This window comes from Nitrospinota bacterium, assembly GCA_016217735.1.
Taxonomy (GTDB): domain Bacteria; phylum Nitrospinota_A; class UBA7883; order JACRGQ01; family JACRGQ01; genus JACRGQ01.
The window spans coordinates 12,549-38,282 of record JACRGQ010000003.1; the positions used below are offsets into that span (position 1 = coordinate 12,549).

Below are 25,734 nucleotides of genomic sequence, written 5' to 3' on the forward strand. Positions count from 1 at the left end.
TCAAAAGAAGAGCGTCACCGCGAACCGGAAGTCCATATAGTCCTTGGGATTCGGCGCCAGCGTGCTCGTATCGGCGCCAATATCCCGGTTGTTGACGCCACGGACATGGTCGGCGACCTCTATCTTGAAAATAAGGTGATTGTCCGGTTTTAAATTGACGCCGATAATCTGCTCGGTCCAGGCATCGCCCGCCGTCCCGTCGTCGGGCTCGGTCCGTTCATAGCGGTAGTAGGGGGTAATGTGTTTGCTCACCATATACGAAAGCTGCCCGTAGGCTCCGGTATCCACCATACCGCCGACATTCGATTGGGCGTATTCGGCCACACCGCTCAAATCCCCGATGCCGGTGGTAAACATGAGTCCCCAGGTAGTGTGGCTGGTGGTGAGGCGGGAGGCTGATTCGGCCTTTTCACCATTATAAAAGGAAACCGCCATGCTGGTTGCTTCCCCGGGCTGAATGGTGATGCGGCCGCCGAACGCCTTGTTCCGGTTGCTATCCTCCTCCGCTTCGTTCACGGTGGCTATGTTTTCCCCGTTTCCAGCGTAGAAAATGTAGTCCACAACGGCATCGCCCAATTCCCTGATACCCAGCACGTTGATGCCGGTGGTCCATTTAGGAAACATGGAGGTTCCCCCCCGCTCGTCCTGGCGGTAGATGGTGCGCGGCACGGCGAATGAAAGAAAAACCGGCGTGGCGTCATGCACTTCATTGTAGTAACCGAAGGGGGTGAGCACTTTGCCGAAACGGAGCCACAATTGGTCGTTATAGATATACTGGATAAACGATTTTTCCACGACGATGTCGCCACCGTTGGGGGCGGCGGTATTCACCCCATGGTCGAACTCAATATGGAAATGGCCGGAAACGCGCTCATCCACCGGCACATCCAGCAGGAAGCTCAAGTGGTGCTGGTGAAAAGCGCCGTTTTGGTTGCCGGCCTTGTTGCTGCTTTGGGTATACTCAAGGTCGACAAAACCGTTAAAGGTGATTTTGGAAAGATCGACGGCATACGCGGACCGGGAACCGCCCCCCAAAAGCGCAACGGCAAATGCCAATGCCACAAATATTTTTTTCACGCCCCTCCCCCGGTTTTCAATGTGAAAAAGTCTAACACAAACCCCCGCGTCCCGCGCCGCCAATATCAACGGCGCGGTATCGTGGAAGCGCGGGTTACGTTTTAGTCGCCAACCCCGCCGGCGCCGTGGCACGCGCCGCAACCGCTGTTACTCTCGTGCTCGTGATTCCACGTGTTCTTCCAACTGGCATAGCCATTGCTTATAGCGCCGCTGTGGCACCACGCGCAGTCGTACCCGGAGTAGTGTTTTGAGTGGCAACCGCTAACATTGCAACCGCTGGTCGCGTTCGTGTGTCCGCCGCCCCATGTACCGGCGGTACCGGCGCTGTTCAACTTGTAATAGTGGCAGGTTTCGCAGGCCGTCTGCCGCGCAGGATCGGTTTGGTGACTGGCCGGGAAAACGGAGATGTTGTTCGCGTTGTGCTGAACCGGATCGTGGCAATTCAGGCAGACCCCTTTGAGGGCGGTGTGCCACTTGGTGTCGGATACCTGCTGTTTGACATTCTCGCGCCAACCGGCAATCCTCACCGCATCGGTCGCGGTGGGCTCCGGGGTCAAGCTGTGGCATTTGTTGCACTGTTCGCCGGTTTTGTTGGCGGTGTGATCGAAGTTGGTGGCCAGCGCCGTATATTTGGAAAACGGGTGGCAGCCGCTTTGCGCGCAGACTTTCTCGCTGTCGACGGAATGGCAGTCATTGCAGGCATATGTGTTATGGGGAGTGGTGGTGACCCATGTGGCATGGGCGGCCGTTTTGGTGTTAATGCCCATAGCGCTCATATCAACAGTGGTGGGAGTACCCGGGGTGGAACCCCCACCCAGTTCATCCTCCTTTCCCACGCCGCAGGCGGCGAGGGCAAAAGTGAACAACAGGATGCAGCAGAGTCCCGCCAAAAACCTTGTTTTATGTTTCACGATGTTGTTTTTCATAACGGCTTCATCAGTCAACGCTTTTCTCCACATCTTTTTTGCGCGAGATAACCACTGGGCTACTTGGGCTATCAAGGAATCTTGTTGGGGTGGCAGGAGCCGCACGATCTGATATCCCACGCGGTAGTCCCCTTGCGGTGGCCGCTCTCGCTGAATGTCAGGCTCCAACTGGTATATCCGCCGGAGGCGACGTCTTTGTGGCACCACTCGCACTCAAAAGGCCCAGCGCCCAGGGAACCGCCCTGGTTCGCATCGTAGTGCTGGCCCGCAACGTAGCCGCTCTCCTGATTGAGCTGCGTGGCCGGCTTCGTGTGTACATGGCATGTGGCCGTCCGGCAACCGGTGGTTACCGCGGGATGGCCGCCGCCGCCCCAGGTGCCGGCGGTGCCGGCGCTGTTCAACTTGTAATAGTGGCAGGTTTCGCAGGCCGTCTGCCGGGTAACATCGGTTTGGTGGCTGGCCGGGAAGACGGAGATGTTGAACGGGTTGTGCTGAACCGGGTCGTGACAGTTCAGGCAGACCCCTTTGAGGGCGGTGTGCCACTTGGTGTCGGATACCTGCTGTTTGACATTCTCGCGCCAACCGGCAATCCTCACCGCATCGGTCGCGGTGGGTTCCGGGGTCAAGCTGTGGCATTTGTTGCACTGCTCGCCGGTCTTGTTGGCGGTGTGATCGAAGTTGGTGGCCAGCGCCGTATATTTGGAAAACGGGTGGCAGCCGCTTTGCGCGCAGACCGTCTCGCGCGTGACGGCGTGGCACTGAACGCAGGTGTAGGTATTGTGGGGGGCGGTGGCTACCCACGTGGCATGGGCGACCGTTTTGGTATCCACCCCCATCGCGCTCATATCAAGGGTAGTGGTGGTACCCGGAGTGGTAGTGGAAGCCGCTGGAGTATCACTTTTCGCGCCGCAAGCGGCAATGGCAAAAGCAAGCAAAAGGGCGCAACACCCCCGCACAAACGGTTTCACGCGCTGCTTCATATTCATCACCATACGCTCTTTATAAGTCCCCTTAAAATCAGTATAAATCAGTTCTCCGGGTCATTTTAATGCAATGGCTATGCCCCCAGTAAGGAAAAAACAAATGCCATGAATAACAATAAGTTATTGTTTGCTCAAACAACAAACATAGGACAGGTATGTCCTCATTTGGGGCATGAGAATACCGGAGTGTCTACTATAATGAAAACAGGGATTACAAAGAAGTCATTGGCAAGACGCTCAGGAACTGGCGGCCGGTTCCGAATTCAAAAGGCGTTTGATCACCACCATCAGGATGTCCAGATCAAGCGGCTTTTGAATATATTCAAAGGCGCCCAGCGTGTGTACGGCCTGGATGTAGCTTTCTATTCTCGGATGGGCCGTCATAATGATGAACGGCATATTGTTCCCTTTTTCCCGCACTGAGCGCAGGAAGGTCAATCCGTCCATCGGGTGCATCTGGATGTCGCTTATGACGATATCAAACGGCTGGTCCTCAAGGAGTCCCATCGCCTCGGCGCCGTCTGAAGCGGGTACCACGTCAAACTGCTGAGACCGCAGGAAGGTCTGCAGCACGTGCATCGTAAGGGGGTCATCTTCGGTAAGCAGAACTTTTGGCATGGGAAGTATTATAATCTTTCCTCTCCGGGTTTGAAAGCCCGGAGAGGAAAGATATTCGAACGGGTTAGATGTCGTAGTACAGGGCAAATTCCATCGGGCTGGGGGTCATGCGAACCGGCTTGATCTCCTTTTCGCGCTTGTATTCAATCCAGGTTTCGATGACGTCCGGGGTAAATACGTCCCCCTTGAGCAGGAACTCGTGATCCTTTTCCAGCTCGAGCAGCGCTTCGTCCAGCGAACCCGGCAACGACGGAACTTCCGCCAGCTCTTCCGGCGACAGGCCGTAGATGTCCTTGTCGAGCGGCTGGCCCGGGTTTATCTTGTTCTGGATGCCGTCGAGGCCGGCCATCAGCATCGCCGAGAACGCCAGGTACGGATTGCAGCTCGGATCGGGGTAGCGCACTTCGATGCGCTTGGCCTTCGGGCTGCTGGAGTAGACCGGGATGCGGATCGAGGCGGAGCGGTTGCGGCTGGAGTAGGCCAGGTTCACCGGGGCTTCAAAGCCGGGTACCAAGCGCTTGAAGCTGTTGGTGGTCGGCGAGGTGAAGGCCACCAAGGCCTTGGAGTGCTTCAGAACGCCGCCGATGTAGTGCATCGCCATTTGCGAAAGGCCGCCGTATTCGTTGCCGGCGAAGAGCGGCTTGCCGTCCTTCCAGATCGACTGGTGGACGTGCATGCCGGAGCCGTTATCCCCCTGGATCGGCTTGGGCATGAACGTGGCCGTTTTCCCGTTCCGCCACGCCACGTTCTTCACAATGTATTTGAAGAGCATCAGCTTGTCGGCCGCGTCGACGAGCGTGCTGAAGCGCATGTCGATCTCGGCCTGGCCGGCGGTGGCAACTTCGTGGTGCTGGGTTTCAATCCGGATGCCGGATTGCTGCATCATATCCACCATTTTGTCGCGCAGATTCATCTGCGAATCGGTCGGGGCAACCGGGAAATAGCCTTCTTTGTAGCGCGGCTTGTAGCCAAGGTTCGGCTTTTCATCGCGGCCGGTGTTCCACTGCGCTTCGTTGCTGTCGACGAAGTAGAAGCTGTGTCCCTGCTTGGTGTCGTAGCGGACGTCGTCGAAAATGAAGAATTCGGCTTCCGGCCCCATCACGGCGGTGTCGCCGATGCCGCTGGAACGAAGGTAGGCTTCGGCCTTCTGCGCGATATAACGCGGGTCGCGGCTGTAGCTTTCGTGGGTAAGCGGGTCTTTAATGTTGCAGACAAGGGTAATGGTCTTGCGGTCGAAGAACTGATCGATCACCATGGTTGAGGGATCCGGGATCAGCACCATGTCGGATGCGTGAATCGGCTGCCAGCCGCGGATGGACGAGCCGTCGAAACCGGCCCCTTCCTCGAAAGTGCTGAGGTCGATCTCGCTTACCGGCTTGGTGGTGTGCTGCCACAGGCCGGGGAAATCCATGAATTTAAGGTCGACGTTTTTTACATCGTTGTCCTTAATGAAATTAAGGACGTCCTGGGGCGTCATCTTCATTGTCGTAATTCCTCCCTAAACGGTAAATATATGGTTCACGTACTCTAATTTAAGGCCGCTTTTTTCACAAGCAAAATTATGCGATGGCTTGTTCTCCGGGATCACCCCTCCATTCACATCGTATAAGCGTTTTCGCCATGCTGCGTGAGATCGAGCCCCTGCGTCTCTTCGTCGCGGGTGACGCGGATGCCGATCGTTTTGTCCAACGCTTTAAGAATGACATAGGTTCCGCCGAAGGCCCAGGCGGCCCCCACGGCGATGCCGAGCATCTGTTTCCCCAGCAGCATGAAGTTGCCGTTGAAAAAACCGTCCGCCCCCGCGGCATTGATGGCGGCCGCCGCGAAAAGCCCGGTGCCGGCCATCCCGATCATGCCGCCGACGCCATGCACGCCGAAGGCGTCGAGCGTGTCATCGTAGCCCATCCTGAATTTCGCCACCACCGCTCCGTAGCAGGCCGCCCCGGCCACGAGGCCTATGGCGATAGCCGCCAGCGGGCCGACAAAGCCGCACGCGGGGGTGATCGCCACCAGCCCGGCCACCGCGCCGGAAACGGCTCCCAGCAGCGTCGGCTTGCCGCGGTGTTTCCACTCCGCCAGCAACCAGCCCATAACCGCCGCCGCCGTGGCAAGGTGCGTGGCGACAAAGGCGGAGGTGGCAAGCGCGCCGGAAGCAACGGCGCTCCCCGCGTTGAAGCCGAACCAGCCGAACCAGAGCAGCCCGCCCCCCAGCAGGGTCAGTGGCAGGTTGTGGGGAAGCATCGGCTCGTGCGGATAGCCGCGGCGGCTTCCTATGAACCACGCGGCCGCAAGCGCGCTCATCCCGGAGTTTATTTCCACCACGATCCCGCCGGCGAAATCAAGCACGCCCATGCCGCGCAGCCAACCATCCTTCGCCCAGACCCAGTGGCAAAGCGGGTCATAAACCAGCGTGGTCCAGAAAATGACAAACAGGAGGTATGCGCCGAACTTGAAGCGCTCGGCAAATGCCCCGGAAATGACGGCGGGGGTGATTACCGCGAACATCATCTGGAAGACCATAAACGCCTGATGCGGGATGGTGGGGGCGTAATCGGCGTTCGGCTCCAATCCCACGCCGCGCAGACCGGCCCATGAAAGGTCGCCGATGACGCCATACAAATCCGGCCCGAAGGAAAGGCTGTAGCCGATGAGCGCCCACTGGATGCTCACCACGCCGAGCGCGATAAAGCTCTGCAGCATGGTGCCGAGGATGTTCTTCCGCCGAACCATGCCGCCGTAGAAAATGGCAAGGCCGGGGGTCATGAGCATGACAAGCGCGGCGCAGAGAAGCACCCATGCCGTATCGCCCGTATCCACACGGGAGACGGCCGTTTCCGCGAAGGCGGGAGCGGCGGCAAGGAAAAATGCCGCGGCGGACAGGAAGGCGCGTTTATACCGCATCCTTCCCCCTCTCTTTCGTCCGGATACGGATGGTTTCATCGACGGGGGTTATGAATATCTTGCCGTCACCAATCTGCCCGGTGTGGGCGATGCCGGTGATGGCCTCGACAACTTTTTCGACCATATCTTCAAACACCACGACTTCCATCTTGATCTTCGGCAGGAAATCAATGTTGTATTCAGTGCCGCGGTAAAGCTCGGTGTGTCCCTTTTGCCTGCCAAACCCTTTCACTTCGGTCACGGTCATTCCCTGAACACCGACCTCAATGAGGCGATCTTTCACCTCCGACAGCTTGAACGGTTTTATGATCGCTTCAATCTTTTTCATCACGGGTCCTTTATACTAATCATTCATTATGCCCATAAAATAGGCATTTCCCACCCCTGCGGCCCCGGCCTTTGGCGTGAGCCGCAAACGCAACCCGTTAAGAAGCAATTAGCGGACCATTATTAACCGGTTGAGAACAGGCGCTCTTTACCGCCAACATCGGCTGTTTGCCTGGTTTTTAGGAATAAGGGGCGGTAAAATGCCTATCTTATAGGCATTTTACCGAATCCGGACTTTTGGCGGCGGGGGGAAGGCAATTTCGCCAAAACCGGCGCCAAGAACAGGCCTCACCGCGCGCAATGCCGGGGGCGGATGCCGCGCCTTTATTGTATTTTGAATATGCAAATAGTGTTATACTCATCCCAATTAAACCATTATCAACCTTTTCGATGGGGGATGGGTATGGCTGATAGCGAATATAAGCCTGAAGAAGAAGGCTCGCTGGACGAGTTCGAAAAAGACGTGATCGCGAAGGAAAAGAAAAAATCCCAACGCAACGTCGCCATCAGCGCAGTGCTCTTGGTGGTGCTGGCGGGCGCCGGTTATTACTTCTACTCCACCATGTTTGGCGCACCTGAAGCGCCGCCCCCCCCCGTCGTAGCGCCCGCAATGACCCCCGCGCCGGAAGCCGCCGCTCCTGCCGCCACGCCGGCCGCTCCTGCCGCCGCTCCCGTTGCGCCGGTCAAGAAGGTCGAAGCAAAAAAAGAAGAACCGGCCAAGAAGACGGCCGCCACGGAAGCCAAAGCGGCGCCCGGAAAAACGGAAACCGCAAAACCGGCCCCCGCGGCGCCCGGCGCCTATACTCTGCAATTAGGGGTGTTTGTCGAGAAGGCGAACGCCGAAGCGCTGATCAAGCAGGCCGAAAAGCTTGGCTTTACTCCCGAAACGCTTGAGAAACCGGTCAACGTGAAAAGCATCGGCATCTATACCGGTTACTACCGCTACCGCGAATTGGCCGCCGAGGGAAGCGCGAAGCTTTCCAAAGACGGCTTTGCAAACCGGATAGTGCTGAAAGGACCCGGCAATTACACCGTTGAAGTCGGCACCTATAAAACCGACAAAGAAGCCGATGTGGTGGTGAAAAAACTGAACGCAAACGGTTATAAGGTTGATGTGGATTACACCACCGTGAAAAAACCGGCCAGCGTGGTGCTTTTACGGAACATTGAAAGCGCCGACCGGGTGAAAGAGATAACCGATACCCTTAAGGGGAATAAAATCGACTACGTGGTGCTTCGCAAGAAATAAGTTTTACGGACAAGACCGGGGACGGCGGCTCAACACCCCGGCCCTTTTTTATTTCGTTTTCACGCCCCACGCTTGATGCGCCTGACGCGGGCGAGCGATTCTTTTATCCGCGCCAGCGGAATCTTTCCATCACGCGCCAGCCGCTCAAAAATATCGAGAAACCCCAGAATGTTTTCGTGGCTGTCGCGGACGAGGAGCATGTCGGCCCCGGCGTTCATCGCCAACCGTATCCGCTCTTCCATGCTGTAGTTGGCTTTCACCGCGTTCATGTTGAGGTCGTCGGTGACGATGATCCCCTTGTAGCCCAATTCTTTGCGCGCCACCGTTTGCAAAAACTTTTTCGAGAACGTCGCGGGCAGTTTCTTCTCCGCCTTTGTGAAATGAATGTGCGCGGTCATGAAAAAATCGGCTTTTTCCCGCGCCGCCATTTTGAACGGCAACAGCTCGCGCCGGCGCATCACGGCCAAAGGCGTGTCCATCGACGGGAGGTCGAGGTGCGAATCGACCGGCGTATCGCCATGGCCGGGGTAGTGCTTCGCCTGCGTGAAAAGTCCCCCCTTGCGCAGGGCGCGCAACGCCGTCCGGCCGCACGCCACCACCTCTTCCGTCCGCGCTGAAAACGCGCGGTCGCCGATGACCGGATTTTGCGGGTTGGTGTTGATATCCAGCACCGGCGCCCAGGTGATATTGAACCCCGCCCCTTTCACCTTGCGGGCGAGCGCGGCGTAATTCTTTTCCACCGCCTTGATTCCCTTTTGCGCCAAAAGCATCGGCGCGGGATGCTCGCCGATAAGCGTTTTCAGGCGGCTGACCCTGCCCCCTTCTTCGTCCACGCTGATGAAGGGGATGAGGCCGGTATGTTTGACCGCCTCTTTCTTTATCCGGCCCGTGAACTCCTTAAGCGCCGCGAGCGTGGCGGGAACATTTTCACTGAAAAATATGAATCCGCCCGCCTTCCGCCCGGCGATGAGCTGTTCAACTTCCTTATTCCACCCATCGCCCGGGATTGAAAGGATGACCAACTGCCCAACGGCGGCGCGGACATCGAATCCTTTTTTCATGCTCCGCTTATCCCGCCTTTGTGACGGCGGCGTGGAGCTTATCGGCCAATTCCAAAAATATCTTCGCGATCGCGTTGTCGCCGGCGGCTATCGGATCGCCGCTGTCGCCGGTGGCGACGATCTTTCCCTCCAGCGGAATTTTCCCCAACAGCGGCACGCCCGCCCGGTCCGCCTCGCGCTGGCCGCCGCCGGAGCCGAAGATGTGCGATTCCCCCTTGCAGTGCGGGCAGATGAAGTAGCTCATGTTTTCGACGATGCCGAGCACCGGCGTGCCGGTCTGGTTGAACATATTCACGGCGCGCTCGGCGTCCTTCAGCGCAACATCTTGCGGCGTGGTGATGATCAGCGCGCCGGTGATCGGCACGCTCTGCACCAGCGAAAGCTGCACGTCGCCGGTTCCCGGCGGAAGATCCATGATGAGGTAATCGAGGCCGCCCCAATCGACATCGTAAAAAAGCTGTTTCACCAGCCGCGCCACCAGCGGCCCGCGCCAGATCAACGGCGCGCCGCGCTCCATCAGCAGCCCCACCGTTACCACCCTGATGCCGAATTTCTCGGCCGGCTGCAGGCGGCCGCCCTCCCCCACCCGGTGCTGGCCGGACAGGCCGAGCATCGTGGGCGCCGAGGGGCCGTACACGTCGAGATCAAGCAGGCCGGTCTTGAACCCCTTTTTCGCCAATGCCACGGCGAGATTCACGCTGGCGGTCGATTTACCCACCCCCCCCTTGCCGCTGGCGACCGGAATGAGATATTTCACCCCTTCGATGGGGCGCTTCGGCGGAAGTTCCTGTCCGGCGGGCTGTTTCGGCTTGTCCCCTTCAAAGACCACGCGGGCGGCGAGTCCCAATGGCCGCATCGCCGCCGCCACCGCGGCAACCAGCGCCTGCCGCGTGGCATCGTCGGCGTTGAGCCGCTTCATCTTTACTTCGATATCCTCGCCGTCCACGGAGAATTCCTCCACCATGTCGAGCGAGATAATGTCCTTGTCGAATCCCGGATACGCAACCGCGCCAAGTGCCGCGAGTATCCGCTCCTTCAGTTGGTCACCCGATTGATTGGACTGATTTGACACCTGGCACCCTCTCCTTGATGGTTTTTTCTATTCCCTGACGCAATGTAATTCCCGCACTGGGGCAGCCGGAGCAGGCTCCTTTCAGCTTCACCAGCACCACGCCTTCGGCGTTCACGCCGACAAGCTCCACATCGCCGCCGTCGCGGCGGAGCATCGGCCGCACCTCTTCAAGGGCCTTTTCGATTAGTTCCTTCATCGTTGCACTCCTGTAATTCAGCGTAAGATACCCGGCAACTTTAGACTATGATTTTTGTCGCTGAAACTCAAGGTGGGTACCCACCAAAAAAAAGCGGGACGTTTGGCAACGCCCCGCCGCGCTTGTACCCAATATGGCCTACAGGCCACATCCGGCGCGGCTTGAAGATTAGTTCCGCGCCTCCCGAATTGGGGTCCCCACCAAAAGAATCAGACTTTAAGCTGTGAAACGGATTTGGCCACCCCCGCCGCGCTCTTTTGCAGCGCCGCGAGTTCGTCCGGCATCAGTTTCAGCTCAATGATTTTCTCGACCCCCTGTTTTCCCAGAATGCAGGGAACGCCCATGAAGATATCCTTGATGCCGTACTCCCCCTGGAGGCGGGCCGCGCAGGGCATCACCCGCTTTTTATCGCGCACGATGGATTCGATCATGGCGGCGACGGAAGAGGCCGGAGCGTAGTAGGCCGATCCGGTCTTAAGGTATTTGACGATTTCGGCGCCCCCATCCTGGGTGCGCTTCACCATATCGTCGATCCGTTCCTTCGAAATGAGTTCCGTTATCGGAATGCCCGCTACCGAAGAGTAGCGCGGCAACGGCACCATATCCTCGCCGTGAAGGCCGAGCACCGTGGCGGTTATATCCACGTTGCTCACCCCAAGCTCGAGGGATATGAAGTGGCGGAAGCGGGTGCTGTCCAGCACCCCCGCCATGCCGACGATCCGCTCGCGCGGCAGCTTCGTATAGCGCCGGGCAACCTCGGTCATGGTATCCACCGGGTTGGAAACAACGATGAGGAAACAGTTCGGAGAATGCTTGGCGATCTGCTCGCTGACGCTCTTCACGATCTCCGCGTTCACGTCGCGCAAATCCTCGCGCGTCATCCCCGGCTTGCGGGGAAGCCCCGCGGTGATTACCACGATGTCGGAATCCTGGGTATCGGCGTAGTCCGTGGTTCCCTTCACGATCATGTCGAAGGATTCCAGCGGAGCGGACTCCATCATGTCCAGCGCCTTCCCTTGCGGGACGCCGTCCACGACATCGATGAGCACCACGTTGCCCAGCCGCTTGTAGATGCAAAGCTGGGCGGCGGTGGCGCCCACGTGCCCGGCGCCGATGATGGTAATCTTGTACCGCTTAATGGTCATTCTTTTTCCTTTTTTCGATCAAAACTTTTCCAAGCCCCGGATCATTTGGGTGGCAATTTAATAGCTTCCTCCGGCCGGCCCGGATCCCTCTTCCTTCTTTACCGCAACGGCCGGCGTGGGTTCCGCGGGAGGCGTAATCTCCTGAACCGGCGGCGCAATTTGTTCACTGGCCGCGGGCGGCGTTACCCGCTTCGGGGCGGCCTTCTTGGCAGCCTGTTTCGGAGCTTTCTTGACGGCTTTTTTCACCGCCTTCTTAGCCGCTTTCTTGGGAGCTTTCCTGACGGCCTTTTTCACCGTCTTTCGTACCCCTTTCTTAACGACCTTCTTGACAGCCTTTTTCGCCTTCTTCTTTTTAGCCATAGAAAAATTGCCTCCGTTTATCCAATAAAGAAAGGTTATTTCATCGTCTGGCGCGCAAGACCCAATGCGCCGCCGGCCCGAACCTGGTCTTTTTCGCGCGGGGCAAGCCCGTGCTTCACCGGAATGTCGATCCCTTTGCTTTCGTTGCGGAGCACGATGTTGTCGTTTTCGAGGGTGCCGGCGTTTATGGTCAGTTTGTCCCCCTGCGCGATCTTGTCATAATCCGCCTCGTTCACAAAGGTAAGCGGAAGAATGCCGAAGTTGATCAGGTTGGAGCGGTGGATGCGGGCGAAGCTCTTCACGACGACCGCCTTCACGCCCAGCGCCATCGGCGCCAGCGCCGCGTGCTCGCGCGAGGAACCCTGGCCGTAGTTCTGCCCGCCGACGATGAAACCGCCCCCCGCCGCCTTGGCGCGGTCATGGAACGTGGCGTCCACCGGCGCGAAGACGTGCTTGGAGATTTCCGGGATGTTGGACCGCAACGGCAGTATCTTGGCGCCGGCCGGCATGATGTGGTCGGTGGTGATATTGTCCGGAACCTTCAGCAGCACCGTGCCGGCGAGAACCGGCTGCAGCGGATGCGTTTCGGGCAGCGGCTTGATGTTCGGCCCGCGGACAATCTCGCCCGACTTTTTGGGCGGCTTGATCACCATGTTATCGTCCACGATGAAGGTCTTGGGCCAGTTGATCTTCGGCGAGTTTTTGCCCAGCTTGCGCGGGTCGGTGATTTCCCCGGTGAGGGCCGCCGCCACGCAGACTTCCGGCGACGCGAGGTACACCTGCGCGTCTTTGGTGCCGGAGCGCCCCACGAAGTTCCGGTTGAACGAGCGTACCGAAACACCCGCCGAGTTCGGCGCGAAACCCATGCCGATGCAGGGGCCGCAACCCGATTCCAGCACGCGCGCGCCGGAGGCGATGATGTCGGCCAACGCGCCGTTCTTCGATATCATGTTGTACACCTGCTTGCTGCCGGGGGAGATGGCCATGGAAAGCCCCGGATGGATGGTCTTCCCCTTCAGCATCGCCGCCACCGTCATCAAATCGCGGAACGAGGAGTTGGTACAGGAGCCGACGGCGACCTGCGAAACTTTAATCCCCTTGAGGTCCTTCACCTTCGCTACGTTATCGGGCAGGTGCGGCTGCGCAACCATCGGCTCCAGCGTGCCGAGGTCGATTTCCAGCGTTTCTTCGTATTTGCAGTCAGCATCGGCGGAGAGCGCCTTAAAATCCTTGCCGCGCTTTTGGGCGACAAGGAACTTCTTGGTCGTGTCGTCGGACGGGAATACCGAAGTGGTCGCGCCAAGTTCGGCCCCCATGTTGGTGATGGTGGCACGTTCCGGCACGGAGAGGGTCTTCACGCCGGGGCCGGAGTATTCGATAACCTTGTTGGTGCCCCCCTTGACGGTGAGGCGGCGGAGCACTTCGAGAATGACGTCCTTGGCGGAAACCCACGGTTTGAGCTTGCCGGTCAGCTTCACGTTGACCACGGCGGGCGAGGTGAGGAAAAACGGCTGGCCGGCCATCGCCAGCGCCACGTCGAGGCCGCCCGCGCCGATGGAGATCATGCCGATCCCCCCCTGCGTAGGGGTGTGGCTGTCGGAGCCGAGCAGCGTCTGCCCTGGCACGCCGAAACGCTCGAGATGCACCTGATGGCAAATGCCGTTGCCGGGGCGGGAGAACCAAATGCCGTGCTTGGCCGCGACCGACTGAAGATAGAGGTGGTCATCGGCGTTTTTGAAATCATCCTGAAGCATGTTGTGGTCGACGTAGGATACGGAAAGCTTTGTTTTTACTTTCGGCACTCCCATAGCCTCGAACTGCAAGTAGGCCATCGTGCCGGTGGCATCCTGCGTGAGCGTCTGGTCAATGCGAATGGCGATCGGCTTGCCCGCCGTCATTTCACCTTCAACCAGATGCGCTTTAAGAATTTTTTGGGTTAGATTGAAACCCATGTGCTTCTCCCCCTTTTATGTATAAAAACGGATTGCCATTTCGCTTAAGTTGACACCCCGCCGCCTCTCCATGCGGCGGCATCGAACCCGCATACTCTACCAAAACATCATTTTAAAATAAACAAATAACGAGTCGCCGCGCAAAGCGTCTATTTGCACCACGGTACGGGGGCGGCACAGTCCAGACAATGCCTATTTTTTAGGCATTGTCTCATACCGCCAAGCGTCTTTCTTTTTGCCGTAATAGTTTTTCAACAGACGGCCGCGCATGTAGCCGTGCTTTTCGTAGAAGGCGATGGCAGCTTCGTTTTCCACCGCCACTTGCAGCACGGCCTTCCGCGCGCCCCGCGCGGCAAGAGCCTGCTCCGCCATGCCGATCAAACGGCCGCCAAGGCCCCGGCGGCGGTATGGCCCAAGGATATCGATGGTGACGATACTCCCCTCCCCCCGCTTTTCCATCGCCGTCAGCACGAAGCCAACCATCGCCTCGCCGTCGAAAGCGCAAAAAGCGGGATCGCGCAAAACCAGCAGATGGTAGTAGATGAAGTCGATGGGATAGGCGATGTCCGGGTCGAAACAGATTTGGTCGATCTCCCACATCCGTTTGATGTCGGCGGATATGGCGGGACGGATGATGATCCCACCGCCAATTTCCCCCTCTCCAACGCCATTGCGGGCCATGCCCCGATAGTATCATGGCCGCGGCCGCGCATTGGCGCGCGGCGCCGCCAGCCTTACCCGGCGCGGGCGGCCACCGCGCAAACCACGCGCGCGGCCCCCTCTTTCTTCAGTGTACGGGCCGCCTCGCCCAGCGTGGCGCCGGTGGTCATGATGTCGTCCACCAGCAACAGAGCCTTGCCCGCCAGCCTTTCGGGGGAAGGGGCGGTAAAAGCATTTTTTATGTTCGTGCGCCGGTCGGCGCGGCTGAGCGAGAACTGCGGTTCGGTGAACCGCGCGCGGGCCAACAAGTCCGCCGCCACCGGCACGCCGAACGTCTTCCCCACTTCGGCCGCCAGCAGCCACGACTGGTTATATCCCCGCCGAAAGAGCCGGCGGCGGTGCAATGGCACCGGGATCACAAAGTCGATCCCCTCCATCACCCCCGCGCGGTGCAACGCGGCGCAAAGCAGCGGCCCCAGCGCCCCGGCCAGCCGCGTTTTGCCGGCGAACTTGTAACGGTGGATAAGCTCGCGCGTTTTTCCCTCGTAGCGCAACGCCGCCACCGCCGCGTCAAACGGCGGGGGGGATATGCGGCAATCGCCGCAGAGCACAACCCCCGCCCCGGCCAGTTCCCCGTCGATCGGAGCGGCGCAACGGCGGCAGGCGTGGCGTCCGGCGGGGGAAAGCGCGGCGGCGCAGGCGGGACAGATATCGAAAACCCCGTCGCTAACGCGCGCCGCGCCGCAGGCAAGGCACACGGGGGGGAAAGCGGTTCGAACAACACGGCCAACCGCCGCCAGGGCGAACCGGCCCGCAAACGCCGCGAAGTCAGCGGCCCGCAAGGAAATCCGCCACGGCCCGCAACGATTGCTCCGAAGGCTTGTGAAATTCCAGCCCGCAGGTGAACAGTTTTCCTTTCCGGTCAACTCTGCGGACGATGCAGAGCATCTCCAGATTTTTCTTTTTGCCGCCGGAAGAGACATTGATGAAGATGTTCACGCGATCCCCTTTTTCCAGCGGGAGGGAGGTCTCGAGCATCACCCCTTTTTCACTGATGTCCAGGATGGTGCCGATGCCGGCACGGTCGGCGGCCACCAGGGCATTTTCCTTGCGTTTGAGCACCACCGGCGTGGTCACCCGCATAAAACGGCGGGCCTGCTTTCTGACGACCTCGGCTTCCGGCTCCATAGGGAAGGAAATGAGCAGATGGGGGATTTTCTTTTGCAGCAGTTTGATCCGGAAAATTACCGGTTTGCCTTTTTCGGGGATTGCCCGCAGGCGGCAAAGGTCGTAATCAACCGGTACGCGCACCAGCCCGTCGTCCGCATGGCGGACGCGGAACAGGATGTATTCCCCCAGACGCCAGTCGAGGATGTCCCCGCGATAACGATGGTCGTCGAACTCCAAATGAATCTCTTTGGCGTTGTTGAGCGCATCCGAGGAAAAAGCGATAAGTTTCTGGCGGGCTTCGTCCGTTTTGACGTCGGCTTTTCCGGTATCCGTTTCGGCCATATCACACCGTTCCCTCTCCAAGGATTCATAAGCACAGTGCAATGCTTTACAGCCGTAGCATAACAGAAGGGGGCGCGGCAAACAAAGCGGCCGGGGGTAAATTACAGAGCGGACGAAACATCGGCGCGGGCGGCGCGCGTCTGCTTCACCACCGCGCCCAGATGGCGCACCAGCGGCGGCAGGTTTTCGCCGGTGACGGCGGAAATGGCGAAGATCGTGAAGCCGCGCGCATCGAACATCGCGCGCAATGTATCCAGCGGTTCGCGGTCGTACAATGCGTCGATCTTGGTGAGCACCACAACCTGCCGTTTGGCGAGCAGCGCGGGGTCGAACGCCTCTATCTCGCGTTCGATCACGGAAAAATCGTGATTGATGCGGTCGACATCCGGGTCGCTCACATCGACGAGGTGGCAGAGCACGGAGGTGCGCTCGATATGCTTCAAAAACTGGATGCCCAGCCCCTTCCCCAAATGCGCCCCTTCGATCAGCCCCGGCATATCGGCCATCACGAAGCTGTAGTCGTCGCTCTTCACCACGCCGATTTTCGGCGAGAGCGTGGTGAACGGGTAATCGGCGATCTTCGGCTTGGCGGCGGTGAGGCGGGAGATGAGCGTGCTCTTGCCGGCGTTCGGCAGGCCGATGATCCCCACGTCCGCCAGCAGTTTCAGCTCGATGTGGAGCGCCCTCTCCTCCCCCGGCATGCCGGGCTGGGCGAAGCGGGGAGCCTGGAAAGTGGACGACTTGAAGAAGGCGTTCCCCTTCCCGCCGATTCCCCCCTTGCCCGCCACCCACTGCTGGCCGTGATCCGTGAGGTCGGCCAACACCGCGCCGGTCTCGGCGTCCTTGAACATCGTGCCGGGGGGAACCGGGAGGATGAGCGTATCGCCATCCGTGCCGTGACGGTCCTGCCCCATGCCGTAGCCGCCGTTCTCGGCGTCGAACTCTTTTTTATAGCGGAATTTCAGGAGGGTGCTTTCGCCCTGGTCAGCGACAAAAATGACATCGCCCCCCTTGCCGCCGTCGCCGCCGTCCGGCCCGCCGCGCGGGACGTATATCTCCCGGCGGAAGCTGACGCATCCCGCGCCGCCGTGCCCGGCCTTTATCCTTAACTTAACTTCATCGATAAACATAGACCGGTTATTGTACGTCATTTACCGCAGTTAGGCGCATAAATCGACGCGGGAAGTTATAATCGCGTTGCTCAATGCCCTCCGCCCAAGCGGAATTATGCCTCATATTGTTACGGAATAGCCGGTTTTGGCTCTTTTCGCATATGAACCCTTTCTTTTGCTTCTCGCATAACAACCGCCCCATATGTGGCAGATTCTCCGGATGCTCCAAATCTTCCAAGTTCACCAAATTGTCCAACTGAGCTTGACCGGAATCTTCCGGGGAATTTTTGAATCTATAAATTTATGCGCGGAACCGAGACACAAACTTGCGAAATTATGTACCGCGGTACATGAATTGCACCGGAGCGCGGAAGATATTTTTGGAAAAGGCTTTTCAGCAATGGCGAAAAATCCGAAAAGGAGACGATGCAAAAAGCAAAACGGCAAAGGAATTTTGGTTATGAACAGGATGATAAGCTCGATAGCAATACTGGGATGCGCCGCGCTGGTTGGCAACGCCGCGATGACCTGCGCGGAAGAGATGCCCGCTGGAGCCGAAAGTAACGGGCGCATTCTCACCATCAATTTCATCGGCCAACGCCCATCCTCGGTTACCCTCCATTACAAGGTGTCCGAAAACGGCGCCGGGACGAAATCCGCCATGATCCTGCTGGAGTCGCTCAAAAGAAAGCTGGCCGAAAAAGGATTCGAGCGGCGGCATGCGGAAGATGCCTGGCAAAATGCCGTTCACGGCTATTCGGTGTTCATCATTGGCGACGCCGGCTATTCAAAAAAAGCCCGCTCGCTGGAAAAGCGCGACGGGCACTTGATGGCCATCATCGAGGAGAACGACGAATTGGCCGCGCTGAATGGCGTCCCCGCGCAAGGAAGCGGGCTGGACTACCGGCAGATCGAGAAGATGGCCGACGAGATAGTGGCGCGCCTTCTTTTCCACTCGTATATTTAATGGATATTTCTAAAACCTCCTAAAGGCTACAAAGCCGGACCTGCCCCTGGCCCCGTCCCCTCCTTGCAGGATACCGATGTCACGGTGAAAGTGGCCGAGCCGATAGCCACCAGTGTTCCATCGTCGGTGTGCAGTTCCATTGTGGCCATGGAAAGGCGCGCACCGGCGCGGACGATTTTTGCGGAGGCGCGGACTCCCCGCTCCTTTGCATGCTGAAGAAGCTGCACATGGAGGTCAACGGTGGATATCCATGTATCGTACCGCGTGGCTACGGTGAACCAGCCCGCCATATCAAGCATGGTGGACATTACTCCGCCATGTATCCCCACGGGGCTATCGAGGTGCGGATTATACGGGAGCCGGAATTCCGCTTCCCCGCCGCTGTTGTAGAAAAGCTCCATGCCGAAGGTCTTTGCTATCGGCGCGCGGCCGAACAGCGCCTTGAGGCCAACAATCCGCCGTTCCAAAACATCCTTGCCCGGTTCTTTTTCCATCACCACACTCCCGATTTAAGTAACGGAATTTTTCGGTTACCACGGAATGCCTTTGAACCTAAGAATTCCCTGCGCCCCTTGATTGCCAAATTGAGCCGCAATTTTTAAATCCGCAATCGCCCGGTTGTTGCCGCCAAGCTTGTCGAAAGTCTGACCATGGCCATTATACGCATCCGCATATTTCGGGTCTATCTCTATCGCCATGTTGAAATCCGCAATCGCCCGCGGACAGTCACCTGGTTGATGGTAAGACATCCCACGGGTCAGGTGACGAAACGGTGATACTGGACATGGAAGCCGGATTCGAACATCTGACAAAAGGAAATATTATCAAAACTTCCCTCATCGGCCCAAAGGGCCGATTCTGCCTGGCGCTTCCCGGGAAAATAAAAAAAGTTTGGATAATATTGCTGGGTGCCGGGTCAATTCCGGGATAACAAGAAAGCGGCGGTCAGCCCCAGAGGATGAGGCCGGGGATGTATTGCAGCACGAGGTTCGTGTGGCTGGGGAGCACGCGGATGGCGTAGCCGTGCAAACCCGCGTTGTCGCACGGAATATCGCCGGTGAAGCGGCAGATGCCGTCGATTGCCTTCCCTTCGATCCCCATGACGGCGCTTTTTCCCTCTTCGATGTGGCCGGCCATGTCCATCGGCCCGTAGTAGCACTCCACCACCACATCGTCCGGATTGATGACGCCCAGATGTATCGTGGCGGTGACTTTTTTCCTGTCGCCCACCTTGAACGAGCCGTCGGTGCCGGCCACTTCCAGCACCTTCATCCCGCTCCAGTGCGTTTCCAGCCGTTTTTTCCAGACGGCGAGCTGTTTGATGATGGCGGGATCCTTCTGCACGTAGTCCTGCCAGCGCACGCCGAGCGGCAGGTAGAATTTTTCGGTGTATTCGCGCAGCATCCGGTTGGTGTTGAACACGGCGTTGAGCCGCGTCATGCTCCCTTTCATCTTCCGCACCCAGCCGCGCGGCAGGTTATCCGCCCCGCGCTCGTAAAACAGCGGAACGATGTCGCGCTCCAGCAGATCGTAGATGGCGCGGCTTTCCACGGCGTCCTGGATGTTCTGGTCCTCGTAGTTTTCCCCCGCGCCGATGGCCCAGCCGACTTCGGGGGCGTACGCCTCGTCCCACCAGCCGTCGCGGATGGAGAAATTGATCGCGCCGTTGGCGCTGGCTTTCATGCCGGAGGTGCCGCTGGCTTCCATCGGGCGGCGCGGCGTGTTGAGCCAGACATCGCACCCCTGCACCAGATAGCGGGCCACGTCGATATCGTAATTTTCGAGGAAGATGAGGCGGCGGCGGAACTCGTCCTTGCCGCAGGCGTGGATGATGCTCTTGATGATGTTCTTCCCCTCGATGTCGCGGGGGTGCGCCTTGCCGGCGATGATGATCTGCAGCGGGCGGTCCCTGTTGTTCAGGATGCGGGCCAGCCGCTCTTCGTCGCGCAGGATCAGGCTGCCCCGCTTGTAGGTGGCGAAGCGGCGGGCGAAGCCGATTGTGAGCGATTCGGGATCGAGCGCCTCTTCGGCCTGCTGCAGTTCCGCCTCGGAGGCGCCGCGGCGCCTGAGCTGTTCCGCCAGGCGGCGGCGGACGAAGCCGACCATCCGCTCGCGGCGGCGTTCGTGCGTGCGCCAGAGTTCGGAATCCGGTATATGCTCGATGCGCTCCCAGACGGAATCCTCGCCCGGCTTCGATATCCAGGTCTCGCCCAGATAGCGGTCGAACAGGTTGCGCATCTCCTCCGATATCCAGGTGCGGATATGGATGCCGTTGGTGATGCTGCGTATCGGCACCAGGTTCACCGGCAGGTTGGGCCAGATGTTCTGCCACATCTTGCGCGATACGTCGCCGTGCAGTTTCGATACGCCGTTGCTGGCGGCGGAAAGCCGCAGCGCCATAACGGTCATGCAGAAAAGCTCTTTGTCGTTGGCCGGGTTCTCGCGCCCCAGCGCCACGATATCGTCCATCAAAATGCCGGAATTGCCCAGCACCGGGGTGATGTATTTTTCCACCAGCCACCGCTCGAACCGGTCGTTGCCCGCCGGGACGGGGGTGTGCGTGGTGAACACGGTGGAGGCGATGATCGCCTCCTTCGCTTCGTCGAAATTCAGGCCCCGCTTGCGCATCAGCTTCATGATCCGGCCGATGCCGGAAAAAGCCGCGTGCCCTTCGTTCATGTGATAGACCGAAACGCCGATTTCGAGCGCCTCCGACGCCAGCACGCCGCCGATACCCAGCAGCACCTCCTGCTTGATGCGCATCTCGGTGTCGCCGCCGTAGAGCTGCGAGGTGAGCGCCTGGTCTTCGGCGGAGTTTTCGGGGATGTTCGCGTCCAGCAGGTAGAGCGGCACGCGCCCGACCTGGACCTTCCATATCTGCGCGTACACGGCGCGGCCCGGAAACGGCACCTGGATTGTAACCGGTTTGCCGTCCTTGCCTTCCACCTGCCGCAGCGGCAGGAGGTAGAAGTTGTTCTCCGGCTGGTTTTCCATCTGCCAGCCGTCGCGGTTGAGGTACTGGATGAAATAGCCGTGGGTGTAGGCCAGCCCGAACGCCACCACCGGAATGCCGAGGTCGCTGGCCGATTTCAGGTGGTCGCCGGCCAAGACGCCGAGGCCGCCGGAATAAATCTGCAAACATTCGTCGAGGCCGAATTCCATCGAGAAATAGGCGATGTGGTTTTCCTTCCGCCATTTCCCGCCGCAGAGGTCTTCGAACCAGGTACCCCCCTTCATGTAGTCGGTGAGGTCGAACGTCACCCGGTCCAGATGGGTAAGAAAGCCTTCGTCCGTCTCCAGCTCGCGCAGCCGCTGCTGCGAAACGGAGCCAAGCACCTTGACCGGATTGTGGTAGTACTTGTCCCACATATCGCGGTCCATGCGGCGCAACAGGTTGATGGCGTCGGGATGCCAGGTCCACCACATGTTGTAGGCGATGTCGTTGAGCGGCCGCAGCTTTTCCGGCAGCGACGGGCGGATTATGAACTTGCGGAATTCCGGCATGATCCTCTATCTTTCATCTTACGGTTGGCCGCCCCGCGCCGTTGCCCCGTAATAATACATCGCATTGTCGGGGCGGGATGGCACCGGTCATTCTTTAATATGCGTCAATTCACAGTTTACCCCGGCTGACACCGGCCCCGCAAGGCGCAACGCGGGAAAAAAAGGGAAACGGCGGGGCCGCCGTCAGAGGGAACGGCCCGCCGGGAAGTTGCGCATCCGGTGGTAATTCGCCATTACTTTTCCGGCGTAGATGCGGTCCACGCCGTCGCTATCCGCCATATCGCGGCGCAACCGGGTGGGGCCGCGGTTGTAGGCCTCCAGCGCGAGGTTCAGATCGCCAAAGCGCCGTAAAAGCCGCGCCAGGTAGCGGGTGCCGAGGCTGATGTTCAGCTCGTTGTCGGTGAGCACGGCTGGCTGCCCGCCTTCCCACTCCCCGCCGTAGAGCGCCGCCGCGGTGTGCGGCCGAAGCTGCATGAGGCCCACCGCCCCCTTGGTGGAAACGGCGAAACGCCTAAAATCGCTTTCCGTCTTGATAATGCCGAGCACCAGAAACGGATCGATCCGGCATTCCCCCGCTTTGGCGATGATGAGGTCGGCCAACATCACGGGGTCGTGGTGCAACGAATCTTGAAACTCCGCCAGAATGGCGCTGATTCTGGCGCGCAGTTCGATTTTCTTCCCGTTCCGCATATTCCAGTCGTGCTGGCTGGCAACGACGGCTTCGAGGGCGGCCCCGCGTACGCGGGCATCCGCAAGCTGCGCCTTGCAATACTGGGAAAACTGAAGGAGCGCCACGGCGGTGATCGCCGCCGCCATCGCCCCGTATCGATAAAGAGGTTTCATGCTGTCTGTTTCTCCCTTTAGCTGTCCCGCACCCTGTGGATTGGGGTGCCGTGGTTTGTCCGCCACAAGCCATAGTATGGTGGCAGTTTCCAAGGCCTATCAAAAGGCTGTTGCAGGGGGGCGTGACCGGACGCTTTTCTTCCCCACTCCGGCCGCCTAATCGTGTTCCGGCACGATTGTTGAGTGTATAATGGTTCCTAAGAGGAATTTTGGAGGTATAGCCGGTTTTTGTCAACCATAAAAAGACGGCGTCAGAGAATAAGTTAAGAAATACAGATATTTAACTAAAGTCGGATGCCAAAATATCCGATAATTTAGAGCCAAGGAGTTGACACAAGCGTTATGTTATTGACTTGTCCCAAGTGCGCCACGCGCTACGAAGTGGATGGCTCATCCATCCCCCAAGAGGGAACATACGCCCATTGCGCCACCTGTGAAAACATCTTTTTCGTAAAGAAAAAAATAAAGGCCGCATCCAAGGATGTGGCAAAAACCACAATGCCTGCCACGCAGGAACAGCCGGCGCCACAACCTGTTGAAGCCGCCGCCGAAGTTGCGGCGGAAGCCACTGCCCCGTCCTTTGAAGCAAAGCCCGCCCCGGAAGCGCCCATCCCCCCGGCCAAAGGTAAAGACGGTAAAGAGAGAAAGGACCTCACGCCGGAACAAGTGGCGGCAATCATGAGCGGGATCGAGTACGAAGGAAAAGCGAAAGATGAAAAAAACGATTCCACCGACTTGACGGCACAGGATCAGATCGATTCCATTCTGGGGAATGTCCACGACGATTTCAAGGTAATTACCGCTCCGCTCCCCTCCGCCGTCGCGGAAAAAACGGCGGTGAATGCCGGCGACATCGAGGCGCTTTTAGCCAGCGTTCAAGCCCAGCGCCCTGAAGAACCGGTGTCCGCCCCGAAGCCCGCCGCCAAAGAAGAGGTCGGCGCGGATGACATCGCCGCCATCCTCGCATCCGTCCAGGCGCAGCAACAGGCACCGAAAAAAGAAGAGCCCAAAATGGCCACGGCAAGCGATATCGACGATATCTTTGCATCCGTCCAGGCGCAGCAACCGGCACCGGCGCCCGCCCCGAAGCCCGCCGCCAAAGAAGAGGTCGGCGCGGATGACATCGCCGCCATCCTCGCATCCGTCCAATCGCAGCAACCGGACCCGAAAAAAGAAGAACCCAAAACGGCCACGGCAAGCGATATCGACGATATCTTTGCATCCGTCCAGGCACAGCAACAGGCACCGGCGCCCGCCCCGAAGCCCGCCGCCAAAGAGGAGGTCGGCGCGGACGACATCGCCGCCATCCTCGCATCCGTCCAATCGCAGCAACCGCCCGCCCCGGACAACATTGACGCGATATTTGCCGGCGCCAACGCCACGCCTTCGGCGGGCAAAATGGATAGCCAAGACGACATCGACGCCATTCTGATGACGGCCGCCGCTCCCGCGCCGCGGGAAAGCATTCTGGAACAGGAAGCCGTCTCTTCCACCCAAGCTCTTTCCAATAACGACATCGATTCCATCCTGGCCGGCGCGGCAACCGAAAAAGAATCTCCCGCTCCCGCCGCGCCGCGGGGAGAGGATGGGAACATAATCTCGCAATCCGACCTCGACTCCCTCTTTGCGGCCGCCGCCGCGCCGTCGGCCCCCGCCGCGGAAAAGCCCTCGAAAGAAGCCGAGGGGGATTTGATCTCGCAAAACGACCTTGACGCCCTGCTGGGCGAAACCAAGGCCCCGTCCGCCGCCGCGGAAGAACCGGGCGATCTGGTCAGCCAGGGCGATCTTGACGCCCTCATGACGGGGGAAGGCGCGCCGAAAGCCGCGGCCCCAGTGTCCGCGGGTCAGTTGCTGGAGGAGGGAAACGACGAGTTGGAATCGCTGTTCGCCCAGGAAGCGGGCGGCTCCATTGCAGTTCCCAAGGCGGCAACCGCGGCGGCTCCGGCGCCGGAATACGAAGGGGTCGACACCTCGATGTTCGAGGGATTGGACAAGATAACGGCGGAAGAGGCTCCCGCCGCCGCGGAAGAACACCACGCGGAAGCGGAGAAGAAACCGGGCACACTATCCAACATCATCGCCTTTATTAAAAATAAGCTGCCCAAACGCAAACAGAAAGAGCGGGCTTTTACCATCGAGGAAGAGCACCACGCCGAACCGGATCACGGCGAAGCGCCGAAAAAGAAAAAAGCCGGGATGCTGGTCAAGATCGCCCTCCCCGCGGCGGCGGGAGTGGCGCTGACGCTCGGGGCCGGCTGGTACTACTTTGTGAAACCGAAATCCCATCCGGTGGTGGCGGCCCAAAAAGCCGCGGCCCCGGAAAAGGCGCTGCCCGCTCCGGCGCAACCGGTGGCGGAACCGCAAAAGGAAACGCCCCCCGCCGAAACCCACGCGGCGCCGCCGCCCGCGCATGAGGAAGCAAAAGCCGAGGCTCCCAAAGCTCCGCCGCCGCCCGCGCATGAAGAAAAGAAACCCGAAGCTCCCCCCGCCGCCACCGCCGAGGCTCCGAAGCCGAAGGACGCGAAGGAGGCCGCCGCGGCCGCGCACGAAGACGCGCGCAAGGCGGCGCTTGAGGCGGAAAAGCTGATCCCCCCCTCCCTGGTGGAAGCCACCATCATGAAAGTGGGCGTGATGCTGCCGGTGGACTTCAACTCATCGCAGGTGAAAATGATGACCGCCGAAGTGGAACTGCAATTCGCCACCGCGTCGGAATTCAAAACGGCGGAGGCCAAAAAATTCATCTACGAACTGGCGCTTGAAAACGAGATCGAAGTGTTCTTCAAAGACAAGTTCTACGAAGAAACCCGCTACGCCAAAGACAAGCTGATGGCCTACCTCTTTGAGCGCATCAAAAAGCGGGGCGATCTGGAAAAGATCACCGGCGTGAACATCGCGGAACTCGCCCTGAAATAAGCGCCGCGGCTTCCCGGGAAAAACAGGAAGCGCGGAACGCGCCCGCCGGGATTATTCTTCGGCGGCGACTTCCTTGCCGTCGACAATCAGGCGGAACTCCTTGCCGGTTTTGAAGAAGGGAACTTTTTTCGGAGGCACAAAGACTTTTTCGCCGGTCTTGGGGTTGCGCCCCTCCTTGGCCGAACGGTGCCGCACCCGGAAGCTGCCGAAACCGCGGATTTCCACCTTGTCCCCTTTGGCAAGGGATTCGATAATCGAGTTGGTGAAAATGTTGATAACGCCTTCCGCCTGCTGCTTCGTGATATTCAGCTTGGCGGCCAGCTTTTCGGCCATATCGGATTTGGTCATACCCCTTA

Annotated in this window: 24 protein-coding genes and 1 pseudogene; 3 read left to right on the plus strand and 22 right to left on the minus strand. The window is 59.1% G+C overall.

What is annotated here, in order from left to right; all coding sequences use genetic code 11:
• From HZA03_00270 to HZA03_00300, 7 genes are all read right to left on the minus strand, one after another.
• On the minus strand, window positions 1–1,077 hold the full coding sequence (locus HZA03_00270; GenBank protein ID MBI5636384.1) for a hypothetical protein: 1,077 nt from the start codon (window positions 1,075–1,077) through the stop codon (window positions 1–3).
• Window positions 1,078–1,178: 101 nt separating this feature from the next.
• Window positions 1,179–2,021 carry a hypothetical protein gene (locus HZA03_00275; protein MBI5636385.1) on the minus strand — a complete coding sequence of 281 codons (843 nt, stop codon included), beginning with the start codon at window positions 2,019–2,021 and terminating at the stop codon, window positions 1,179–1,181.
• Window positions 2,022–2,074: 53 nt separating this feature from the next.
• A complete protein-coding gene (locus HZA03_00280; GenBank protein ID MBI5636386.1) occupies window positions 2,075–2,995 on the minus strand; it encodes a hypothetical protein in 921 nt (306 codons plus the stop codon).
• 228 nt (window positions 2,996–3,223) lie between these two features.
• A complete protein-coding gene (locus HZA03_00285) occupies window positions 3,224–3,604 on the minus strand; it encodes a response regulator (protein MBI5636387.1) in 381 nt (126 codons plus the stop codon).
• 64 nt (window positions 3,605–3,668) lie between these two features.
• Window positions 3,669–5,081: a type I glutamate--ammonia ligase gene (gene glnA / locus HZA03_00290; GenBank protein MBI5636388.1), complete on the minus strand. Its 1,413-nt coding sequence runs from the start codon at window positions 5,079–5,081 to the stop codon at window positions 3,669–3,671.
• 119 nt (window positions 5,082–5,200) lie between these two features.
• Complete coding sequence (locus tag HZA03_00295; GenBank protein MBI5636389.1) at window positions 5,201–6,505, minus strand: ammonium transporter; 1,305 nt, start codon at window positions 6,503–6,505, stop codon at window positions 5,201–5,203.
• Window positions 6,495–6,833 (minus strand): P-II family nitrogen regulator, encoded by a 339-nt coding sequence (locus tag HZA03_00300; GenBank protein MBI5636390.1) that lies wholly within the window; start codon window positions 6,831–6,833, stop codon window positions 6,495–6,497. Before HZA03_00300 ends, HZA03_00295 begins: the two co-directional genes overlap by 11 nt.
• A gap of 402 nt (window positions 6,834–7,235) precedes the next feature.
• Between HZA03_00300 and HZA03_00305 the strand changes: the two genes are divergently transcribed.
• Window positions 7,236–8,081 carry an SPOR domain-containing protein gene (locus HZA03_00305; GenBank protein MBI5636391.1) on the plus strand — a complete coding sequence of 282 codons (846 nt, stop codon included), beginning with the start codon at window positions 7,236–7,238 and terminating at the stop codon, window positions 8,079–8,081.
• 59 nt (window positions 8,082–8,140) lie between these two features.
• On the opposite strand, the gene HZA03_00310 is transcribed toward HZA03_00305, so the two are convergent.
• The 10 genes and pseudogenes from HZA03_00310 to obgE form a co-directional block, all read right to left on the minus strand.
• Window positions 8,141–9,142: a hypothetical protein gene (locus HZA03_00310; protein ID MBI5636392.1), complete on the minus strand. Its 1,002-nt coding sequence runs from the start codon at window positions 9,140–9,142 to the stop codon at window positions 8,141–8,143.
• A gap of 7 nt (window positions 9,143–9,149) precedes the next feature.
• A pseudogene (locus HZA03_00315) lies at window positions 9,150–10,184 on the minus strand (Mrp/NBP35 family ATP-binding protein).
• Between the two features lies 1 nt (window position 10,185).
• Window positions 10,186–10,410, minus strand: coding sequence for a NifU family protein (locus tag HZA03_00320; protein MBI5636393.1), 225 nt, complete (start codon window positions 10,408–10,410; stop codon window positions 10,186–10,188).
• A gap of 209 nt (window positions 10,411–10,619) precedes the next feature.
• Entirely contained in the window at window positions 10,620–11,555 is a 936-nt protein-coding gene (gene mdh, locus HZA03_00325) for a malate dehydrogenase (protein MBI5636394.1), read from the minus strand.
• Window positions 11,556–11,612: 57 nt separating this feature from the next.
• Window positions 11,613–11,915, minus strand: a complete 303-nt coding sequence (locus tag HZA03_00330; protein ID MBI5636395.1) for a hypothetical protein — start codon at window positions 11,913–11,915, stop codon at window positions 11,613–11,615.
• A gap of 35 nt (window positions 11,916–11,950) precedes the next feature.
• Complete coding sequence (locus HZA03_00335) at window positions 11,951–13,867, minus strand: aconitate hydratase (protein ID MBI5636396.1); 1,917 nt, start codon at window positions 13,865–13,867, stop codon at window positions 11,951–11,953.
• Window positions 13,868–14,059: 192 nt separating this feature from the next.
• Window positions 14,060–14,548 (minus strand): GNAT family N-acetyltransferase, encoded by a 489-nt coding sequence (locus HZA03_00340; protein ID MBI5636397.1) that lies wholly within the window; start codon window positions 14,546–14,548, stop codon window positions 14,060–14,062.
• 53 nt (window positions 14,549–14,601) lie between these two features.
• Window positions 14,602–15,369, minus strand: a complete 768-nt coding sequence (locus HZA03_00345; protein ID MBI5636398.1) for a ComF family protein — start codon at window positions 15,367–15,369, stop codon at window positions 14,602–14,604.
• Window positions 15,356–16,039 carry a PilZ domain-containing protein gene (locus HZA03_00350; GenBank protein ID MBI5636399.1) on the minus strand — a complete coding sequence of 228 codons (684 nt, stop codon included), beginning with the start codon at window positions 16,037–16,039 and terminating at the stop codon, window positions 15,356–15,358. The genes HZA03_00345 and HZA03_00350 overlap by 14 nt, the downstream gene beginning before the upstream one ends.
• 101 nt (window positions 16,040–16,140) lie before the next feature.
• A complete protein-coding gene (gene obgE, locus HZA03_00355; protein MBI5636400.1) occupies window positions 16,141–17,169 on the minus strand; it encodes a GTPase ObgE in 1,029 nt (342 codons plus the stop codon).
• Between the two features lie 442 nt (window positions 17,170–17,611).
• Between obgE and HZA03_00360 the strand changes: the two genes are divergently transcribed.
• The gene (locus HZA03_00360) at window positions 17,612–18,118 is read left to right on the plus strand and encodes a hypothetical protein (GenBank protein MBI5636401.1); all 507 of its coding nucleotides are present in this window, start codon (window positions 17,612–17,614) and stop codon (window positions 18,116–18,118) included.
• Between the two features lie 26 nt (window positions 18,119–18,144).
• Here the strand turns inward: HZA03_00360 and HZA03_00365 are convergent, their stop codons facing one another.
• The 4 genes from HZA03_00365 to HZA03_00380 form a co-directional block, all read right to left on the minus strand.
• Window positions 18,145–18,612 (minus strand): PaaI family thioesterase, encoded by a 468-nt coding sequence (locus HZA03_00365; GenBank protein MBI5636402.1) that lies wholly within the window; start codon window positions 18,610–18,612, stop codon window positions 18,145–18,147.
• Between the two features lie 36 nt (window positions 18,613–18,648).
• Window positions 18,649–18,930, minus strand: a complete 282-nt coding sequence (locus HZA03_00370; GenBank protein ID MBI5636403.1) for a tetratricopeptide repeat protein — start codon at window positions 18,928–18,930, stop codon at window positions 18,649–18,651.
• A 133-nt stretch (window positions 18,931–19,063) separates the two neighbouring features.
• On the minus strand, window positions 19,064–21,622 hold the full coding sequence (gene glgP / locus HZA03_00375; GenBank protein MBI5636404.1) for an alpha-glucan family phosphorylase: 2,559 nt from the start codon (window positions 21,620–21,622) through the stop codon (window positions 19,064–19,066).
• A gap of 183 nt (window positions 21,623–21,805) precedes the next feature.
• Window positions 21,806–22,465 (minus strand): lytic transglycosylase domain-containing protein, encoded by a 660-nt coding sequence (locus tag HZA03_00380; protein MBI5636405.1) that lies wholly within the window; start codon window positions 22,463–22,465, stop codon window positions 21,806–21,808.
• A 342-nt stretch (window positions 22,466–22,807) separates the two neighbouring features.
• Between HZA03_00380 and HZA03_00385 the strand changes: the two genes are divergently transcribed.
• Complete coding sequence (locus tag HZA03_00385; GenBank protein MBI5636406.1) at window positions 22,808–25,378, plus strand: zinc-ribbon domain-containing protein; 2,571 nt, start codon at window positions 22,808–22,810, stop codon at window positions 25,376–25,378.
• A gap of 51 nt (window positions 25,379–25,429) precedes the next feature.
• Here HZA03_00385 and HZA03_00390 read toward each other — a convergent pair whose 3' ends face one another.
• Window positions 25,430–25,726, minus strand: a complete 297-nt coding sequence (locus HZA03_00390; GenBank protein ID MBI5636407.1) for an integration host factor subunit beta — start codon at window positions 25,724–25,726, stop codon at window positions 25,430–25,432.
• Window positions 25,727–25,734 lie beyond the last annotated feature (8 nt).

Bases quoted from the DNA above. Each gene is read 5' to 3' on its own strand.
- HZA03_00280 (MBI5636386.1), bottom strand. From the start codon at position 2,995: ATGGTGATGAATATGAAGCAGCGCGTGAAACCGTTTGTGCGGGGGTGT.
- HZA03_00285 (MBI5636387.1), bottom strand. From the start codon at position 3,604: ATGCCAAAAGTTCTGCTTACCGAAGATGACCCCCTTACGATGCACGTG.
- glnA (MBI5636388.1), bottom strand. From the start codon at position 5,081: ATGACGCCCCAGGACGTCCTTAATTTCATTAAGGACAACGATGTAAAA.
- HZA03_00295 (MBI5636389.1), bottom strand. From the start codon at position 6,505: ATGCGGTATAAACGCGCCTTCCTGTCCGCCGCGGCATTTTTCCTTGCC.
- HZA03_00300 (MBI5636390.1), bottom strand. From the start codon at position 6,833: ATGAAAAAGATTGAAGCGATCATAAAACCGTTCAAGCTGTCGGAGGTG.
- HZA03_00305 (MBI5636391.1), top strand. From the start codon at position 7,236: ATGGCTGATAGCGAATATAAGCCTGAAGAAGAAGGCTCGCTGGACGAG.
- HZA03_00310 (MBI5636392.1), bottom strand. From the start codon at position 9,142: ATGAAAAAAGGATTCGATGTCCGCGCCGCCGTTGGGCAGTTGGTCATC.
- HZA03_00320 (MBI5636393.1), bottom strand. From the start codon at position 10,410: ATGAAGGAACTAATCGAAAAGGCCCTTGAAGAGGTGCGGCCGATGCTC.
- mdh (MBI5636394.1), bottom strand. From the start codon at position 11,555: ATGACCATTAAGCGGTACAAGATTACCATCATCGGCGCCGGGCACGTG.
- HZA03_00330 (MBI5636395.1), bottom strand. From the start codon at position 11,915: ATGGCTAAAAAGAAGAAGGCGAAAAAGGCTGTCAAGAAGGTCGTTAAG.
- HZA03_00335 (MBI5636396.1), bottom strand. From the start codon at position 13,867: ATGGGTTTCAATCTAACCCAAAAAATTCTTAAAGCGCATCTGGTTGAA.
- HZA03_00340 (MBI5636397.1), bottom strand. From the start codon at position 14,548: ATGGCCCGCAATGGCGTTGGAGAGGGGGAAATTGGCGGTGGGATCATC.
- HZA03_00350 (MBI5636399.1), bottom strand. From the start codon at position 16,039: ATGGCCGAAACGGATACCGGAAAAGCCGACGTCAAAACGGACGAAGCC.
- obgE (MBI5636400.1), bottom strand. From the start codon at position 17,169: ATGTTTATCGATGAAGTTAAGTTAAGGATAAAGGCCGGGCACGGCGGC.
- HZA03_00360 (MBI5636401.1), top strand. From the start codon at position 17,612: ATGAACAGGATGATAAGCTCGATAGCAATACTGGGATGCGCCGCGCTG.
- HZA03_00365 (MBI5636402.1), bottom strand. From the start codon at position 18,612: ATGGAAAAAGAACCGGGCAAGGATGTTTTGGAACGGCGGATTGTTGGC.
- glgP (MBI5636404.1), bottom strand. From the start codon at position 21,622: ATGCCGGAATTCCGCAAGTTCATAATCCGCCCGTCGCTGCCGGAAAAG.
- HZA03_00380 (MBI5636405.1), bottom strand. From the start codon at position 22,465: ATGAAACCTCTTTATCGATACGGGGCGATGGCGGCGGCGATCACCGCC.
- HZA03_00385 (MBI5636406.1), top strand. From the start codon at position 22,808: ATGTTATTGACTTGTCCCAAGTGCGCCACGCGCTACGAAGTGGATGGC.
- HZA03_00390 (MBI5636407.1), bottom strand. From the start codon at position 25,726: ATGACCAAATCCGATATGGCCGAAAAGCTGGCCGCCAAGCTGAATATC.